General features: G+C 70.7%; 16 protein-coding genes. 7 read left to right on the forward strand and 9 right to left on the reverse strand.

Going from position 1 to position 14,477, the window contains the following annotated elements:
• Positions 1 to 20 precede the first annotated feature (20 nt).
• The 3 genes from AB5J73_RS07085 to AB5J73_RS07095 all read right to left on the reverse strand — a co-directional run bounded on the left by AB5J73_RS07085 (position 21) and on the right by AB5J73_RS07095 (position 3,098).
• The gene (locus AB5J73_RS07085) at positions 21 to 1,337 is read right to left on the reverse strand and encodes a citrate synthase (protein WP_370968901.1); all 1,317 of its coding nucleotides are present in this window, start codon (positions 1,335 to 1,337) and stop codon (positions 21 to 23) included.
• Positions 1,338 to 1,534: 197 nt separating this feature from the next.
• Positions 1,535 to 2,476 carry a carbohydrate kinase gene (locus AB5J73_RS07090; RefSeq protein WP_370968902.1) on the reverse strand — a complete coding sequence of 314 codons (942 nt, stop codon included), beginning with the start codon at positions 2,474 to 2,476 and terminating at the stop codon, positions 1,535 to 1,537.
• A 40-nt stretch (positions 2,477 to 2,516) separates the two neighbouring features.
• The gene (locus AB5J73_RS07095; protein ID WP_370968903.1) at positions 2,517 to 3,098 is read right to left on the reverse strand and encodes a TetR/AcrR family transcriptional regulator; all 582 of its coding nucleotides are present in this window, start codon (positions 3,096 to 3,098) and stop codon (positions 2,517 to 2,519) included.
• A 101-nt stretch (positions 3,099 to 3,199) separates the two neighbouring features.
• On the opposite strand from AB5J73_RS07095, the gene AB5J73_RS07100 reads away from it, so the two are divergent.
• The 3 genes from AB5J73_RS07100 (at position 3,200) to AB5J73_RS07110 (ending at position 5,494) form a co-directional block, all read left to right on the forward strand.
• Positions 3,200 to 4,336, forward strand: coding sequence for an acyl-CoA dehydrogenase family protein (locus AB5J73_RS07100; RefSeq protein WP_370968904.1), 1,137 nt, complete (start codon positions 3,200 to 3,202; stop codon positions 4,334 to 4,336).
• Between the two features lie 93 nt (positions 4,337 to 4,429).
• The gene (locus tag AB5J73_RS07105; protein WP_370968905.1) at positions 4,430 to 4,891 is read left to right on the forward strand and encodes a Uma2 family endonuclease; all 462 of its coding nucleotides are present in this window, start codon (positions 4,430 to 4,432) and stop codon (positions 4,889 to 4,891) included.
• A 54-nt stretch (positions 4,892 to 4,945) separates the two neighbouring features.
• Positions 4,946 to 5,494, forward strand: coding sequence for a Uma2 family endonuclease (locus tag AB5J73_RS07110; RefSeq protein WP_370968906.1), 549 nt, complete (start codon positions 4,946 to 4,948; stop codon positions 5,492 to 5,494).
• Between the two features lie 19 nt (positions 5,495 to 5,513).
• On the opposite strand, the gene AB5J73_RS07115 is transcribed toward AB5J73_RS07110, so the two are convergent.
• The 3 genes from AB5J73_RS07115 to AB5J73_RS07125 are packed head-to-tail and all read right to left on the reverse strand — an operon-like array spanning position 5,514 to position 8,112.
• Positions 5,514 to 6,731 (reverse strand): amidohydrolase, encoded by a 1,218-nt coding sequence (locus AB5J73_RS07115; RefSeq protein ID WP_370968907.1) that lies wholly within the window; start codon positions 6,729 to 6,731, stop codon positions 5,514 to 5,516.
• A gap of 11 nt (positions 6,732 to 6,742) precedes the next feature.
• Positions 6,743 to 7,240, reverse strand: a complete 498-nt coding sequence (locus AB5J73_RS07120; protein ID WP_370968908.1) for a GNAT family N-acetyltransferase — start codon at positions 7,238 to 7,240, stop codon at positions 6,743 to 6,745.
• A complete protein-coding gene (locus AB5J73_RS07125) occupies positions 7,207 to 8,112 on the reverse strand; it encodes an aldose 1-epimerase family protein (RefSeq protein ID WP_370968909.1) in 906 nt (301 codons plus the stop codon). Before AB5J73_RS07125 ends, AB5J73_RS07120 begins: the two co-directional genes overlap by 34 nt.
• A 169-nt stretch (positions 8,113 to 8,281) precedes the next feature.
• On the opposite strand from AB5J73_RS07125, the gene AB5J73_RS07130 reads away from it, so the two are divergent.
• The 4 genes from AB5J73_RS07130 to AB5J73_RS07145 are packed head-to-tail and all read left to right on the forward strand — an operon-like array spanning position 8,282 to position 11,581.
• Positions 8,282 to 8,860 (forward strand): TetR/AcrR family transcriptional regulator, encoded by a 579-nt coding sequence (locus tag AB5J73_RS07130; RefSeq protein WP_370968910.1) that lies wholly within the window; start codon positions 8,282 to 8,284, stop codon positions 8,858 to 8,860.
• Complete coding sequence (locus AB5J73_RS07135) at positions 8,860 to 9,696, forward strand: MBL fold metallo-hydrolase (protein ID WP_370968911.1); 837 nt, start codon at positions 8,860 to 8,862, stop codon at positions 9,694 to 9,696. Before AB5J73_RS07130 ends, AB5J73_RS07135 begins: the two co-directional genes overlap by 1 nt.
• A complete protein-coding gene (locus AB5J73_RS07140) occupies positions 9,693 to 10,517 on the forward strand; it encodes an MBL fold metallo-hydrolase (protein WP_370968912.1) in 825 nt (274 codons plus the stop codon). Before AB5J73_RS07135 ends, AB5J73_RS07140 begins: the two co-directional genes overlap by 4 nt.
• A 53-nt stretch (positions 10,518 to 10,570) precedes the next feature.
• Positions 10,571 to 11,581 (forward strand): hypothetical protein, encoded by a 1,011-nt coding sequence (locus AB5J73_RS07145; protein WP_370968913.1) that lies wholly within the window; start codon positions 10,571 to 10,573, stop codon positions 11,579 to 11,581.
• Here the strand turns inward: AB5J73_RS07145 and AB5J73_RS07150 are convergent, their stop codons facing one another.
• The 3 genes from AB5J73_RS07150 to pdxH form a co-directional block, all read right to left on the reverse strand.
• A complete protein-coding gene (locus AB5J73_RS07150) occupies positions 11,582 to 12,133 on the reverse strand; it encodes a DUF3558 family protein (RefSeq protein ID WP_370968914.1) in 552 nt (183 codons plus the stop codon).
• A gap of 23 nt (positions 12,134 to 12,156) precedes the next feature.
• Positions 12,157 to 13,422, reverse strand: a complete 1,266-nt coding sequence (locus tag AB5J73_RS07155) for an MFS transporter (RefSeq protein WP_370972979.1) — start codon at positions 13,420 to 13,422, stop codon at positions 12,157 to 12,159.
• A gap of 173 nt (positions 13,423 to 13,595) precedes the next feature.
• Entirely contained in the window at positions 13,596 to 14,273 is a 678-nt protein-coding gene (pdxH, locus tag AB5J73_RS07160; protein ID WP_160702540.1) for a pyridoxamine 5'-phosphate oxidase, read from the reverse strand.
• Positions 14,274 to 14,477 lie beyond the last annotated feature (204 nt).

Below are 14,477 nucleotides of genomic sequence, written 5' to 3' on the forward strand. Positions count from 1 at the left end.
GCGGTTACCGGGGTGAGGGCTCAGCGCTCCGACATCGGGGTGTAGTCCCGCGACGCGTGGCCGGTGTAGATCTGCCGCGGGCGGCCGATCTTCGTGGCCGGGTCGTTGATCATCTCGCGCCAGTGCGCGATCCAGCCCGGCAGGCGGCCGAGCGCGAACAGCACCGTGAAGAACTTCGTCGGGAAGCCCAGCGCCCGGTAGATCAGGCCGGTGTAGAAGTCCACGTTCGGGTACAGCTTCCGCTCGACGAAGTAGTCGTCGGAAAGGGCGGTTTCCTCGAGCTTCTTGGCGATGTCGAGCAGCTGGTCGCCGCCCTTCAGCTTGCCGAGGATCTCGTCGGCGGTGTTCTTGATGATCTTCGCGCGCGGGTCGTAGTTCTTGTAGACCCGGTGCCCGAAGCCCATCAGCTTCACGCCCTTTTCCTTGTTCTTCACCCGCTCCACGAACTTGGCGACGTCGCCGCCGTCCTTCTGGATGCCCTCGAGCATGTCGAGGACCGCCGCGTTCGCGCCGCCGTGCAGCGGGCCGAACAGCGCGTTGATGCCCGCCGAAATCGAGGCGAACAGGTTGGCCTCGGACGAGCCGACCAGGCGCACGGTCGAGGTCGAGCAGTTCTGCTCGTGGTCGGCGTGCAGGATGAACAGCAGGTCCAGCGCCTTCGCGATGTCCGGGTCGACCTCGTACGGCTCGGCCGGGAAGCCGAACGTCATCCGCAGGAAGTTCTCGACCAGGCCCAGCGAGTTGTCCGGGTAGAGCAGCGGCTGGCCGACGGACTTCTTGTACGCGTACGCGGCCAGGGTCGGGACCTTGGCGAGCAGCCGGATGGTGGACAGCTCCACGTTCGGCTCGTCGAACGGGTCGAGCGAGTCCTGGTAGAAGGTCGACAACGCCGACACCGCGCTGGACAGGACGGGCATCGGGTGCGCGTCGCGCGGGAAGCCGCTGAAGAAGGCCTTCAGGTCCTCGTGCAGCAGCGTGTGGCGCTGGATCTTCTCGGTGAAGTCGGCCAGCTGGGCCTGGGTCGGCAGCTCGCCGTAGATCAGGAGGTATGAGACCTCGACGAAGGTCGACTTCTCCGCCAGCTGCTCGATCGGGTAGCCCCGGTAGCGGAGGATGCCGGCGTCACCGTCGATGTAGGCGATGGCGGACGACGCGGCGCCGGTGTTGACGAAACCGGGGTCGTAGGTGATGTACCCCGTCTGCGCCAGCAGCTTCCCCAGTTCGATCCCGGGCGCGCCCTCGACCGGGTGGACGATCTTGAACTCGTGCTCGCCACTCGGCAGGGTCAGCTTCGCGGTTTCGCCGCCGGACTGCCCCGCAGTCGTCGCGTCGGACATGCAAGTCCCTCTCACGTTCGGCACGGAGCGGCGGCGCCTGTACGTTTCACAGGTAGCCACGTGTTCACGCGAGGAAACACTGGCGCCTCGCTGCACACCGCCCCGCTGGGGTATGAAGAATGCCCCTCTACGCTAGTCGAGGAACTGGTGTTCGCGCAGCGGTGGCGTTGCTCCTGGGGGCCCCTTTGGGACCAGGTTCACACGCTCGACGCCATATCCGCGGACGTCGGCGGCTCGGCACCGCTGCGCGACACCGTGATCGACGCCGCTTTCGCCGCGAAAGCGAGGGCCTCGCGCCACGCGTCCGCGTCGAGGGAGGCCAGGTCGGCGACCTCCCGGGTGTGCAGCCAGGCCAGCAGCGCGCCCTGCACGGTGTCGCCGGCGCCGATCGTGTCGACCACCTCGACCTTCCGCGACGGCACGTGGGCCAGCTCACCTGCGGCGGTGATCACCGCGAGCCCGTCGGCGCCCCGGGTGAGCACCACGGCGTCCACACCGGACTCGACCCACGTCTTCGCGGCGGCGATCGGGTCGGCGCCGCCGGTGAGCCACGCGGCGTCGTCGTCGGAGATCTTGAGCAGCCGGACGTCCGGCAGCCAGGACGCGAACCGGGCGCGGTAGGCGGCCGGGTCGGTGATCAGCGCCTCGCGGATGTTCGGGTCGAGGACGGTCAGCACGCCGCGCGCGGCCTCGCGCCGCAGCATCGCCTCGTACGCCGACGCGCCGGGTTCGAGGACCATGCCGAGGGTGCCGAGCGAGAGCGCGGTCACCGTGTCCGGCAGCGGTCCCGGATCCGCGACGAGCCGGTCCGCGGTGCCCTCGACGTAGAACGTGTAGCGCGCGGCGCCCTTCGCGTCGAGCGCGACCACGGCGAGCGTCGTCGGTTCGTCGCCGCGCTGCAGCAGCGCGGTGCCGACGTCCGATGCGTGCAGCCGCTCGACCATCGCGTCGCCGAAGCGGTCGGTGGACACGCGCGAGAGGAAGGCCGTCGGCACGCCGAGGCGGCCGGCCGCCAGCGCGACGTTGTACGGGCCGCCGCCCAGGCGGGGCAGCAGCGCGCGCAGCCCACCGTCCACAGTGGAATCCAAGGGGTCGCCGGGAACCAGGTCGACCAGAGCTTCTCCGCCTACGACGATCACGCGGGGAGTTTATCGATTGCGGGCTGACAATTCCTGTCCGCTATTTGTTCAGCCCGCCGAGCAGCAGTTCACCCAGAGCGGTGAACGCTTCGGCGTCGGAAACGTCGGTGCGCCGGCCCAGCTCCCCGGTCTGGATGCCTTCGATGATCAGCCCGGTCATCTCGGCCACGAGCCGGGCGTGGACGTCGCGGAACACCCCGTCGGCGACGCCCTTGTCGATGAACTGCCGGAGCCGCCCGGCCGCGAACCGGCTGTTGACCTGGTAGGCCTCGCGCGCCGGGCCGAACTCGGCGAGGTCGCGCATGAACGCCGCCGACGCCCGGTTCAGGTGCTCGGAGACGCCCGCCAGGTACTCCCCGATGAGCTTGCGGGCGTCGTCGATCCCGGCGATCCGCTCTTCGATCCGCTCGCCGGCGCCCCGGAAGAAGTGGGTGACGACCTTGACGGCGAGCTGCTCCTTGCTGGGCGCGAGCGCGTAGAGCGTCGACTTCGAGCAGCGCAGGCGGGCGGCGAGGTCGTCGAGGGTGAAGCCGGCGAACCCCTCCGCGAGGAAGAGCGCCTCGAGCTCGCCGAGCAGGGCGCGCTGGCGCGCGGTCGGCCGTCGGCGGGGTTCGGGGCGCATCGGTTCACTATCTCCTACGTCTTCCGGCCACCCCAGGCCCGTCGTACTGTACTCTAAGCGGGCCCACAGTACTGTTTTCAGTACCGCTTTGGAGGACGACGATGCCCGCCGAACGCCTGCTGCCGGATTCGGACGCCGAGGACCTGGTCGCGCTCGCGACCGAGATCGCCCGCGACGAGCTCGCGCCCCGCGCGGCGGCGGCCGAAGAGGCCGAGCAGTTCCCCCGCGACCAGTTCCGCCTGCTCGGCAAGTCGGGCCTGCTCGGGCTGCCGTACCCGGAGCGCTGGGGCGGCGGCGACGTGCGATACGAGGTCTACCTGCAGGTCCTGGAGGAGCTCGCGGCCGCGTGGATGACGGTCGGCGTCGGGCTGTCGGTGCACACGATGTCCTGCTACGCGCTGGCCGAGTACGGCAGCGACGAGCAGCGCGACGAGTGGTTCCCGGACATGCTCGAGGGGTCACTGCTGGGTGCGTACGCGCTCTCGGAGACGAACGCGGGCTCGGACGCGGCCGCTTTGTCGACCCGCGCGCGGCTGGACGGCTCGGACTACGTCGTCAACGGCACGAAGGCGTGGATCACGCACGCGGGCGTGGCGGACTTCTACACGACAATGGTCCGCACGGGCCCCGACGAGATCTCGTGCCTGCTGGTCGACGGCGCCACCGAAGGCCTCTCGGCGGCACCGCGCGAGAAGAAGATGGGCCTCACCGGCTCCCCGACCGCCCAGCTGATCTTCGACGGCGCCCGCGTACCGGCGTCCCGCCTGCTGGGTTCGGCGGGCGACGGGCTGCGGATCGCGTTGTCGTCCCTGAGTTCGGGCCGGCTCGGCATCGCGGCGTGCGCGGTCGGGTTGGCCCAGGCGGCACTGGACGAGGCGGTGGCGTACGCGAAGGGCCGCTCGCAGTTCGGCCGCCCGATCATCGACTTCCAGGGCGTCGAGTTCCTGCTGGCCGACATGGCGGCGACGGTGGAGTCGTCCCGGGCGACGTACCTGGAGGCGGCACGGCGGCGCGACCGCGGGCTGCCGTTCCAGCGCCAGGCGTCGATCGCGAAGCTGGTGGCGACCGACGGCGCGATGAAGGTGACGACGGACGCGGTCCAGGTCCTCGGCGGGGCCGGGTACACGCGGGACTTCCCGGTGGAGCGGTACATGCGGGAGGCGAAGGTGCCGCAGATCTTCGAGGGGACGAACCAGATCCAGCGGATGGTGATCGCGCGGGAGCTGAAGAAGGCCTGATCCAGCGGGTTCGGTCACACGCTTGGGACACCTACGGTTACTCCTGGTTGCACCTGAGCCGTGAGGCAATGCCGGGCGCCGTGAGGAGCCGTTGTGATTGCACTTCCCGAGCCGGGCCCTGCTCGCAAGTGGGAGATCCCCGATCACCTGCTGACGATCGAGGAGTACGCGGCGCTCGGTGAAACCGACACAGGTTTCACCGAACTCGTGGAAGGCCGCGTCGTGATGTCCCCCGGCCCCAAGCCCGGGCACAACCTCGTGATGCTCGAGCGAGTACGCGAAGACAAAGACATGATTCGGGCCGAAGAGGTCGCCGTTGAGATCGAAATCGTGTCGCCGGGCTCCAAGCACACCGACTACCACGTCAAGCACGACGAGTACGCCGACGCGGGCATCCCGCACTACTGGATCGTCGACATCACCGAGCCGGTCTCCCTGGTCGCCCGCCACCAAGCCGGCGAGTTCGGCTACCTCGATGCCTCAGCGGTCACCGGCACCTTCGCCACCGACGTCCCGTTCCCGGTCAAGATCGACCTCGACGCCCTGCTCGACTGACCCGACCTGGTCGAGCGAACGCTGTCCCACCCACGGGACGGATACCGTTTCCGCATGCCCGACCAGCTGCTGACCATCGAGGAGTACCGCGCGCTCGGGGAGTCCGACCGCGGCTTCACCGAACTGGTGGAAGGCCGCGTAGTCCCCTCGCCCGGCGCCGGCCGCACGCACAACATGGCCGCGTGCCGGCTGGCCGCACAACTGGAGCGTCAGCTTCCGCGCGGCCTCGCGTTCGCCCTCGGCACCGACATCGACCTCGGCTTGGCACCACCCGGCGAGCCCGGCTTCGCCCGTCGTCCGGATCTTCTGGTCTTCGACCGGACAGCCCGCGACCCGATCCGCGCCAAGAACGTGGCGGTGGTCGTCGAGATCGCGACAACGGGCTCCCGGCGCACGGACTACCGCGTGAAGCACGACGAGTACGCCGACGCGGGGATCCCGCACTACTGGATCGTCGACCTCACCGAACCGGTCACCCTCGTCGCCTGCCAGGGCTACCGAGACGCGCCGCCTGTCACCGGCACCTTCGCGACCGGTGAACCGTTCCCCGTCGAGCTCGACCTCGACGCATTGATCGGGCAGCACGCCGGAACCGCCCGGTAACCGGCGTGCCGCCCGAAACTCAGCGGGCCTCGCGGTAGCGCCGGTCCTTCGACACGCCCTCACCCAGCGACTCGTCGAAGTGGTATACCTCGTCGCCGCGCACGAAGACGCGCAGCGCCCGGTTCATCACGTCCAGCGGGTCGCCCGACCACAGCACGACGTCCGCGTCCAGGCCCGGCTTCAGCGCGCCGATCTGCCCGTCCAGGCCCAGCATCGACGCCGGGTTGACGGTCAGCGACTTCAGCGCCGTCGCCGGGTCGAGGCCGTCCTTCACGGCCAGTGCCGCCTGGTAGACCAGGAAGTTGATCGGGATCACCGGGTGGTCGGTGGTGATCGCGATCCGCACGCCCGCGCGGGCCAGGATGCCGGCCGAGCGCAGCGTGCGGTTGCGCAGCTCCACCTTGGACTTCGTGGTGAACAGGGGCCCCAGGATCACCGGGACGTCCCGCTCGGCCAGCAGGTCCGCGATCAGGTGGCCTTCGGTGCCGTGGTTGATCACCAGCTTGTAGCCGAACTCGTCGGCCAGCCGCAGCGCCGTGGCGATGTCGTCCGCGCGGTGGACGTGCTGGTCCCAGTACAGCTCGCCGTCGAGGACCTTCGACAGCGTCTCCAGCGTCAGGTCCACCTCGTGCGGCTTGCCCTCGGCCTCGGCGTGCGCGCGCTTGGCCTGGTAGTTGCGGGCCTTGGTGAAGGCCTCGCGCAGGATCGCCGCGACCCCCAGCCGTGTCGACGGCGTCTGCTTCTTGTCGCCGTACACGCGCTTCGGGTTCTCGCCCAGCGCGCTCTTCACGCTGACGTGCTCCGCGAAGATCATGTCGAGGATGCTGCGGCCCCAGGTCTTGACGCCGATGGTCTGGCCGCCGATCGGGTTGCCCGAACCCGGCTTGATGACGACGCTCGTGACGCCGCCGGCCAGCGCGTCGTCGAAGCCCGGCTCGTACGGGTCGATGCCGTCGATCGCGCGGAAGCGGGCGCCGTTCGGGTCGGTCATCTCGTTGGTGTCGTTGCCCGCCCAGCCCTCACCGTCCTCGTGCACGCCGAGGTGCGCGTGCGCGTCGATGAAGCCGGGCAGCACCCAGGTGCCGGCCGCGTCGACGAGCTCGGCGTCCTCCGGGATGTCCACATCGGCCTCGGCGCCGATCGCGACGATCTTGCCGCCGTCGATGAGGACCGTGCCGCCGTCGATGGGTTCACCGTCGATGGGGACGACGTAGCCCCCGACAATTGCCTTCGCCATAGTTCGCCACGCTAACGAACTCGTCCGGGCGGGTGCACGCGGGCCTTCTCCAAGTGCACCAGTTCGTGGTTGTTCTCGGGGGTCCGGTGCGTCTCGCGGTACCCGTGCTTGGCGTACAGGTGCAGCGGCCCCGCGCTCTTCGAGCCGGTGCACAACCGGAACAGCGTCACCGCGGCGGGGGCCTGCGCCTCCGCGAACCGCAGCAGGCCGCCGCCCAGCCCGGCGCTCTGCCGGTCCGGCGCGACGACCAGCCGCCCGATCACCCCGACCGGCCCGGTCACCGTCAGGCGCACCGACGCGACCAGGCGCCCGTTCTCGCGGACGCCCCACGAAAGGCCTTCGAGCGCCACCCGCGTCTCGTCGAGGGTCTCCAGCAGGGGCGGCAGGTCGAGGTCGCCGTGCGCGCGGGCCTCGGTGACGTACGCGGCGCGCTGCAACGTCAGCACCTCGCCCGCGTCGGCGGGACCCAGCCGGTTCACCGGACCCGGATGCCCCAGCTGCCCGACCACGACGCCGACGGCTCCAGCTCGATCAGGTCGGTGCCCGTGTTGAGCGCGTCGGCCGGGCAGGTCATCGGCTCGATCGCGACGGCCCGGCCGCGGCCGACCAGGTCGTCCGGTGTGAACACCTGCGCCCAGCGGAAGTCCGGGCCGGTCCAGACGAGCAGCTGCTGGTCGCCGTGCGCCAGCACGAAGTGGTGCGTGCCGTCCTCGGCCGCCGCGAGGCCGCCGAACGCCGTGTCCAGGTCGACGCCTTCGAGCACCCGGCCGGCGCGGAAGTCGTACTCCGTGCCCTCGACGTCCTGCTCCGGCGCGTACGGCATCTGCTGGTCGCCCTCGTACGGCCGGACGCGGCTCGCCGGCAGCGTCAGGGTCAGCTCGTCGGTGGGGACGTCGCCGATCCGGAAGTACGGGTGCGTGCCGACGCCGACGCCGATCGGCTGCTCGCCCTCGTTGCGGATCTCGTGCGTCACGGTCAGTTCGCGCGGCGCGAGCTCGTAGGTCACCGTCGCGCGCACCGGCACCGGCCAGCCCGGCTGCGCCTCGACGTCGACGGCCAGGGTGATCGACGACTCGGCGTGCTCCAGCAGCTCCCACTCGAGGTGGCGGGTCAGGCCGTGGATGGCGTTGCCGCGCGCCTCCTCGGTGATCTCGAGCTGCTGTTCCTCACCCTGGAAGGTCCACTTCCCGGCCTTGGTCCGGTTCGGCCACGGCAGCAGCACCTGGCCGGCGCCCTTCGGCGGCTTCTCGTCTTCGCCGAATTCCTCGACGTACGGCACGCCGCCGACCTCGAAAGCGCGCAGCCCGGCGCCGATTTCGGTGACGACGGCGCGCGCGTTGCCGCGGGTGATCTCGAACTGCTGACCGGTCGGGTTGCCCATGGGCACGACCTTACCGATCCGCGCCGTTGCCGATCCGGCCAAAGGTAGGCCGCCCCCCGAGCGGCACGTGACCGTTGCGATCAGCCGATTCGGCCGTGGCCGTGGTCGGAGCGGCAACCGAACGACACAGTACTAGACCGGTCGTCATAGTTTGCGATACGGTCGTGCCATGGTCCGTCGCACCGACACGCGGCAGCGGATGCTCGACACCGCCGCCGACCTGTTCCAGACCCAGGGCTACCACGCCACCGGCCTCACCCAGCTGACGACGGCGGGCGGCGCCCCCAAGGGCTCGCTGTACTTCCACTTCCCCGGCGGCAAGGAACAGCTCGCCGCCGAAGCCGTCCGGCTTTCCGGCGAGCGCACCGGCGCGCTGCTCGAAGCGATCCTGCGGGACGCGCCCGACGCGCCGACCGCGATCGACCGCGCCGTCGACGCGCTGGCGGGATTCCTGACGGAGTCGGACTTCCAGCGCGGTTGTCCACTCGCGACGGTCGCATTGGACGTCGCCGCGGCGAGTGAACCGATCCGCGAAGCCTGCGCGGACGGCTACTCGTCGTGGCACGCGATCTTCACGGATTACCTTGCCGGGCAAGGTCTTCCGGCCGAGCGCGCCGATGAGCTGGCCACCGTCGTGCTCGCCACGATCGAAGGCGGGCTGCTGCTGGCCCGCACCCGCCGCGACCTCGCGCCGCTACGCGCCGTCGCCACCCATCTGCACACCACCCTCGACCGGGAGTTCGCCTGATGCGCGTCCACCACCTCAACTGCGGCACCATGCGCCCCCTCGGCGGAAAGCTGATCGACGGCCGGCCGGGCCTGTTCCGGCGCGCCACCATGGTCTGCCACTGCCTGCTGCTCGAAACGGACACCGGTCTCGTGCTCGTCGAGACCGGCATGGGCACGCCGGCCGCGGTCGACCGCGCCGCCTGGCTCGGCGCCGGGTTCGTCCGCCAGTCCAACCCGATCCCCGACCCGGCGCAGACGGCGATCGCGCAGATCCGCGCGCTCGGGTTCGACCCGGCGGACGTCCGCGACATCGTGCTGACCCACCTCGACCTCGACCACGCCGGCGGGCTGATCGACTTCCCCTGGGCGCGCGTGCACGTCTACGCCGAGGAGCTGCGGGCGTTCACCGAGCCCCGCGACGCCGTCGAACGCGGGCGCTACCGCCGGATCCAGTTCGCGCACGGTCCACAGTGGACGTCCTATGCGGACACCGGGGAGCCGTGGTTCGGCTTCGACGCCGTCCGGCCGCTCGACGGCCTGCCGCCCGAGGTCCTGCTGGTCCCGCTCTCCGGCCACACGCGCGGGCACGCCGGGATCGCCGTCGACACCGGCAGCGGCTGGCTGTTCAACGCCGGCGACTCGTACTTCTTCCACGGCCAGGTCGACCCGGCCGGGCCCGGCTGCCCGCCCGGGCTCAAGTGGTTCGAAGGCCACATGGAGACGGTGAAGGGCGCCCGGCTGGACAATCACCGCCGGCTGCGCCAGCTTGTTCAGGAGCACGGCGGCGAGGTCACCGTCTTCGCCGCGCACGACGAGACCGAGTTCCTCCGGCTGAGCACCAGGAGCAGCGTATGAAGGTGCACCACCTGAACTGCGGATCGATGCGCCCGGCGGGCGGCAAGCTGCTCGACGGCGAGCCGGGCCTGCTGCGGCGGGCGGAGCTGGTCGCCCACTGCCTGCTGGTCGAAACCGGCGACGGCCTGGTGCTGGTCGACACCGGCTTCGGCAGCGAGGGCGTGGCCCGCCCCGGCGAGTGGCTGGGCCGGGCGTTCCTGACGATGGTCGGCGCCAAACCGGTCGCCGCCGAGACAGCGGTCGCGCAGATCAAGGCACTCGGCCTCGACCCGGCCGACGTCCGGCACATCGTGATGACCCACCTCGACGTCGACCACGCGGGCGGGCTGGCCGACTTCCCCAACGCCGTCGTGCACGTCCGCGCCGAGGAGCACCGCGCGGCCACGTCCCCGGCGAACGCGGCGGAGAAGAACCGCTACCGGGCGGCCCAGTTCGCGCACCGCCCGCTGTGGAGCACGTACGACGAGACGGGCGAGCCGTGGTTCGGCTTCGAAGCGGTCCGCTCGCTGAAGGGGCTGCCGGCGGAGTTCCTGCTGGTCCCGCTCACCGGCCACACGCGCGGCCACACGGGCGTCGCGGTCGACACGGGTGACGGCTGGCTGCTGCACGCGGGCGACGCGTACTTCTTCCACGGCCAGCTGGACCCGGTCGCACCGCACTGCCCGCCGGGGCTGACGGTGTTCCAGAACCTCGTGCAGACCCTGCGCGGGCCGCGGCTGGAGAACCTGGCGCGGCTGCACGAGCTGGCGCGGGACCACCACGACGAGGTCAAGGTGTTCTCGGCGCACAGCCCGGTCGAACTGGCCGCCCTGCGCCGCTGAGGGAACCGGATGATCTCCCGTCGCATCTGAGCCGCGACGAAGGAGGTTCAGCGGTGACGAACAAGTGGTGGAGTGCGGCCTTGACCGGGGCGGTCGCGGTGCTGGTCACGGCGTGCGGGAGCGACACCCCGCCCGCACCGGCCGCCGCCGCGGCGCCGGAAGCGCCGCCGCTCGACCTCTCCGGGGTCGTCCTGCTGCAGCAGGCGCCGACGCACCTCGACGACGTCGTCTTCGCCGATCCCGCCACCGGCGCGGCGAAGACGACCTTGTCGCTGCCCGGGTACGACAGCTCGCTGAACCGGTTCGCCGGGCCGGCCACCAAGCTGGACCTCATCTCGCCCGACGGTCAGTACGCGACGCTCGAAACCGACGACGGCGTCGACGTGTTCAAGCTCAACGCCGCCGACCGGCGGTACGAACGCACCGGCACCGTGCCGGAACCGGAGCGGTCGATGAGCGAGAAGGCGGCCAGGTTCCGGAACCCGCGGTTCGGGCCGGCCGGGTCGAAGCTGTACTTCGACGACGGCGAGGCGGTGTACTCCGTCGACTACCGGCAGCTCGGGCAGCCGGTGAAGGAAGCCGCCATCGTGCCGAACAGCAGCTCCGACCAGCACGTGGAGGACTGGGCGATCGACCCGCGGGGCGCGGTGCTGACCTGGAAGGACGCCCGGCACGCCGGCGACGGCCTGACGTACCTGACCGACTCGGCGGGCGCGATCGCCTACGCCTTCTACGAAGAACCCGGCGCCGTCTACCAGTTCGTCACCGCGCTCGACGCGACGACCGTGCTGATGTCCGCCGTCTCCGGCTCCGAAGAGCACGGCGTCCTGATGCGCCTGTCGATCGCCGGCGGAACGCCGCAGCTCACCAAGCTGGTCGACCGGTCCGAGCCGATGATCGCCAAGACCGCGGCGGCCCCGGACAAGGCCGCCGTGCTGTACCAGACCGACCAGGACGAGTGGTTCCAGTCGCCGGCCACGCCGGGCGCGGTCGCGCGGCCCGCGCTCGGCCTGCTGAAGCCGACCGGGACGCTGTCGGAGCGGAAGCTCGTCGGCTGGGCGTGATCAGCTGGCGTCGACGGCCTGCTTGACCAGCGGCGCCATCTGCTCCGGCGTCATCTTGGCCGGGCCGGTGTAGTTGACCAGCACCGGCGTGCCCGCGACCAGCTCCGCCGTGGCGAGGGTCGCCGTCTTCTGCTCGTCGACGTAGTAGACGGCGCCGTCCGGGAAGCCGGCGACGTCCTTCGCGCCCGGCTTGGCCTTCTTGATCGACGCCACCATCTCGGCGGGCTTGCCCTGCTTGCCCTCGTAGCGGGTGACCGCGAGCGCGCCCGCGGCCTTGCCGTCCAGCTGGTACTCGCAGCTGCGGGCCTTGCCGCCGTTGGCCGCGTTGTCCTGCACCGGACCCGCGACCGCCGTGAGGTTGTCCAGGAACAGCGCCTTCGACACGGCCGCCGCGGGCAGCAGCTTGCACGGGTCCAGCGACGCGGCGGCGGCGTTCGAGCTCGGCGCCGGCTTCGGGGCCGCGGACGACGACGTCGCCGTGGTGGGTTTGTCCCCCGAAGAGCAGGCGGTCAAAGCGGCAAAAGCGACCAATACGACGGCGAAGGTACGCATGACCGCACCGTACTCTGAACGGCCTACGCGGTCGGTGCCCGGTATCGCCAGAACGCCGGGAGCACGAACATCGCGGCGCAGACCAGCACGATGACCAGCAGGCCACCACCGGTCGCGGCCGCCGTCGTGCCGAACGCGGCGGCACCCCAGCCGTGGGTGAGGTCGGCGATCCGCGGGCCGCCCGCCACCACGACGGTGAAGACGCCCTGGAGCCGGCCTCGCATCTCGTCGGTGGTGGCTACCTGCAGGATCGCCATCCGGTAGACGGCACTGACCATGTCCGCGGCGCCGGCGAGCGCCATGAAGACGACGGCGAGCCACAGCGAGTGCGCCAGCCCGAACCCGGCGACCGCCGCACCCCACGCGCAGATCGAGACGACCACCGCGACGCCCTGGCGGTGGATGCGCGTCAGCCAGCCGCTGAACAGGCCGATCAGCATCGCGCCCAGCGGCAGCGCGGCGTAGAGCCAGCCGAGCGCGGGCCCGCCGCCGGGCGGATCGCCGAACGTGCGCTCGGCCATTTCCGGGATCAGCGCCCGCGGCATGCCGAAGACCATCGCGATGATGTCGGCGACGAAGGAGGCCAGCAGGATCTTCTGCCCGGCGAGGTACTTGAAGCCGTCGATGACGTCGCTGAGCCCGGCGCGCCGCGACGGCCCGTTGAGCGGCGGGATCGACGGCAGCCGCCAGACGGCGACGAGCGTGATCGCGAGGGCGACGACGTCGATCAGGTAGAGCGTCGAGAGCCCGAGGACCGGGATCAACGCACCGGCGAGCAGCGGGCCGAAGACCGCGCCGAAGGTCGACATGGTGGTGTTCAGCGCGTTCGCCGACGGCAGCAGTTCGCCGGGCACGAGCCGGGCGACGACCGCGCCGCGCGTCGGCATGTTGATCGCGAAGAACGCCTGGTTGACGGCGAGGAGGCCGAGCACCAGCCAGACCGAGCCGAAGTTCGCGAACGCCTGCAGCCAGAGCAGCGCGGACGTGACCGCGACCCCGACGTTCGTGACGAAGAGCAGCTTCCGCCGATCGACGGCGTCGGCGACGGCCCCGCCCCAGAGCCCGAAGACCAGCAGCGGCACGAGCGCGACGAGCCCGGTGAGCCCGACGTAGGCGGAGGACCCGGTGAGGTCGAAGACCTGCTTCGGCACCGCGACGGCGGTCAGCTGGGTACCGACGGCGGTGACCACAGTGGACAGCCAGAGCCGCCGGAAAGCCGGGATCTTCAGCGGCCGCGTGTCGACGATGATGCGTCCGAGGACCTTGCGCACGCCCGAGCGGGGCGGCAGTGTCCCCGGTTCACCAGTCACAACAGACGAGCTTAGCTCGGCTAACTATCTCGCCGCAGGTGATTTACCTCGCCCGGGTCAAGCGCCCCAATGTGGCGTTGGTTGCGTCCAACGCACCCAATGTGGCGTTCGGTGCGTCAGACGCACCGAACGCCACATTGGGGCGCTTGGGGTCAGGGGGCGACGCGCTCCACGTGCCAGCCGTCGTCCGTCCGCACGTACCGCAACCGGTCGTGCATCCGGTCCTCCCGCCCCTGCCAGAACTCCACCAGGTCCGGCCGGATCCGCCAGCCGCCCCAGTGCGGGGGCGCCGGGATGTGCTCCACGTCCGCGAAGCGGCGCTCGATCCCGCTCAACGCGTTGTCCAGCGCGCGCCGCCCATCGACCACACGGGACTGCGGGGACGCCCACGCCCCCAGCTGCGAACCGCGCGGGCGCTTCGCCCAGTACTCCGCCGTCTCCTTGGTGCCGACCTTCTCCACCTCGCCGCGGACGTGGACCTGGCGCTGCAGCGGGTACCAGGGGAACGTGACCGACGCGTACCGGGTCGCGGTCAGGTCGTGGCTCTTGGTCGACGTGTAGTTCGTGTAGAACACGACGCCGCGGTCGTCGAGGCCCTTGCACAACACGGTGCGCGACGAGGGGCGGCCCTCGGCGTCCGCCGTCGCGAGGACCATCGCGTTCGGTTCGGCGATGCCCGCGGCGACGGCCTGGTTCAGCCAGCCCTGCAATTGGTCGGTCCAGGTGGCGGCGAGCGCGGATTCGTCGAACGCGGCGCCGTCGTAGGCCACTCGCATTCCCGGAAGCCGTACTACGGCGTCTTCCACCTGGTCCTCGATTCCCGGCATCATGGCCAAACCTCCACGCCCGGTCGGGGCATCAGTCGACTTCGGCTCTAGGCACGTTAAGGCCTCGCGAGCTGCAGCGGAACCCACTGAACGGTGACACCCGACACCACGTCGGCGCCATCAGCCCGTAACCGCAGGACAGCAAGCCGTAACCCCCGCGTTACCCGCCGGACCAGGATCGATACAGGACGCACCTACCTTCGGCCC

The organism is Amycolatopsis sp. cg9 (genome assembly GCF_041346945.1).
GTDB lineage: Bacteria > Actinomycetota > Actinomycetes > Mycobacteriales > Pseudonocardiaceae > Amycolatopsis.

What these genes read in the sequence shown, in the direction of transcription:
- AB5J73_RS07085 (WP_370968901.1), bottom strand. Translation starts at nt 1,337, where the DNA reads ATGTCCGACGCGACGACTGCGGGGCAGTCCGGCGGCGAAACCGCGAAG.
- AB5J73_RS07095 (WP_370968903.1), bottom strand. Translation starts at nt 3,098, where the DNA reads ATGCGCCCCGAACCCCGCCGACGGCCGACCGCGCGCCAGCGCGCCCTG.
- AB5J73_RS07100 (WP_370968904.1), top strand. Translation starts at nt 3,200, where the DNA reads ATGCCCGCCGAACGCCTGCTGCCGGATTCGGACGCCGAGGACCTGGTC.
- AB5J73_RS07110 (WP_370968906.1), top strand. Translation starts at nt 4,946, where the DNA reads ATGCCCGACCAGCTGCTGACCATCGAGGAGTACCGCGCGCTCGGGGAG.
- AB5J73_RS07115 (WP_370968907.1), bottom strand. Translation starts at nt 6,731, where the DNA reads ATGGCGAAGGCAATTGTCGGGGGCTACGTCGTCCCCATCGACGGTGAA.
- AB5J73_RS07125 (WP_370968909.1), bottom strand. Translation starts at nt 8,112, where the DNA reads ATGGGCAACCCGACCGGTCAGCAGTTCGAGATCACCCGCGGCAACGCG.
- AB5J73_RS07130 (WP_370968910.1), top strand. Translation starts at nt 8,282, where the DNA reads ATGGTCCGTCGCACCGACACGCGGCAGCGGATGCTCGACACCGCCGCC.
- AB5J73_RS07135 (WP_370968911.1), top strand. Translation starts at nt 8,860, where the DNA reads ATGCGCGTCCACCACCTCAACTGCGGCACCATGCGCCCCCTCGGCGGA.
- AB5J73_RS07140 (WP_370968912.1), top strand. Translation starts at nt 9,693, where the DNA reads ATGAAGGTGCACCACCTGAACTGCGGATCGATGCGCCCGGCGGGCGGC.
- AB5J73_RS07150 (WP_370968914.1), bottom strand. Translation starts at nt 12,133, where the DNA reads ATGCGTACCTTCGCCGTCGTATTGGTCGCTTTTGCCGCTTTGACCGCC.
- pdxH (WP_160702540.1), bottom strand. Translation starts at nt 14,273, where the DNA reads ATGATGCCGGGAATCGAGGACCAGGTGGAAGACGCCGTAGTACGGCTT.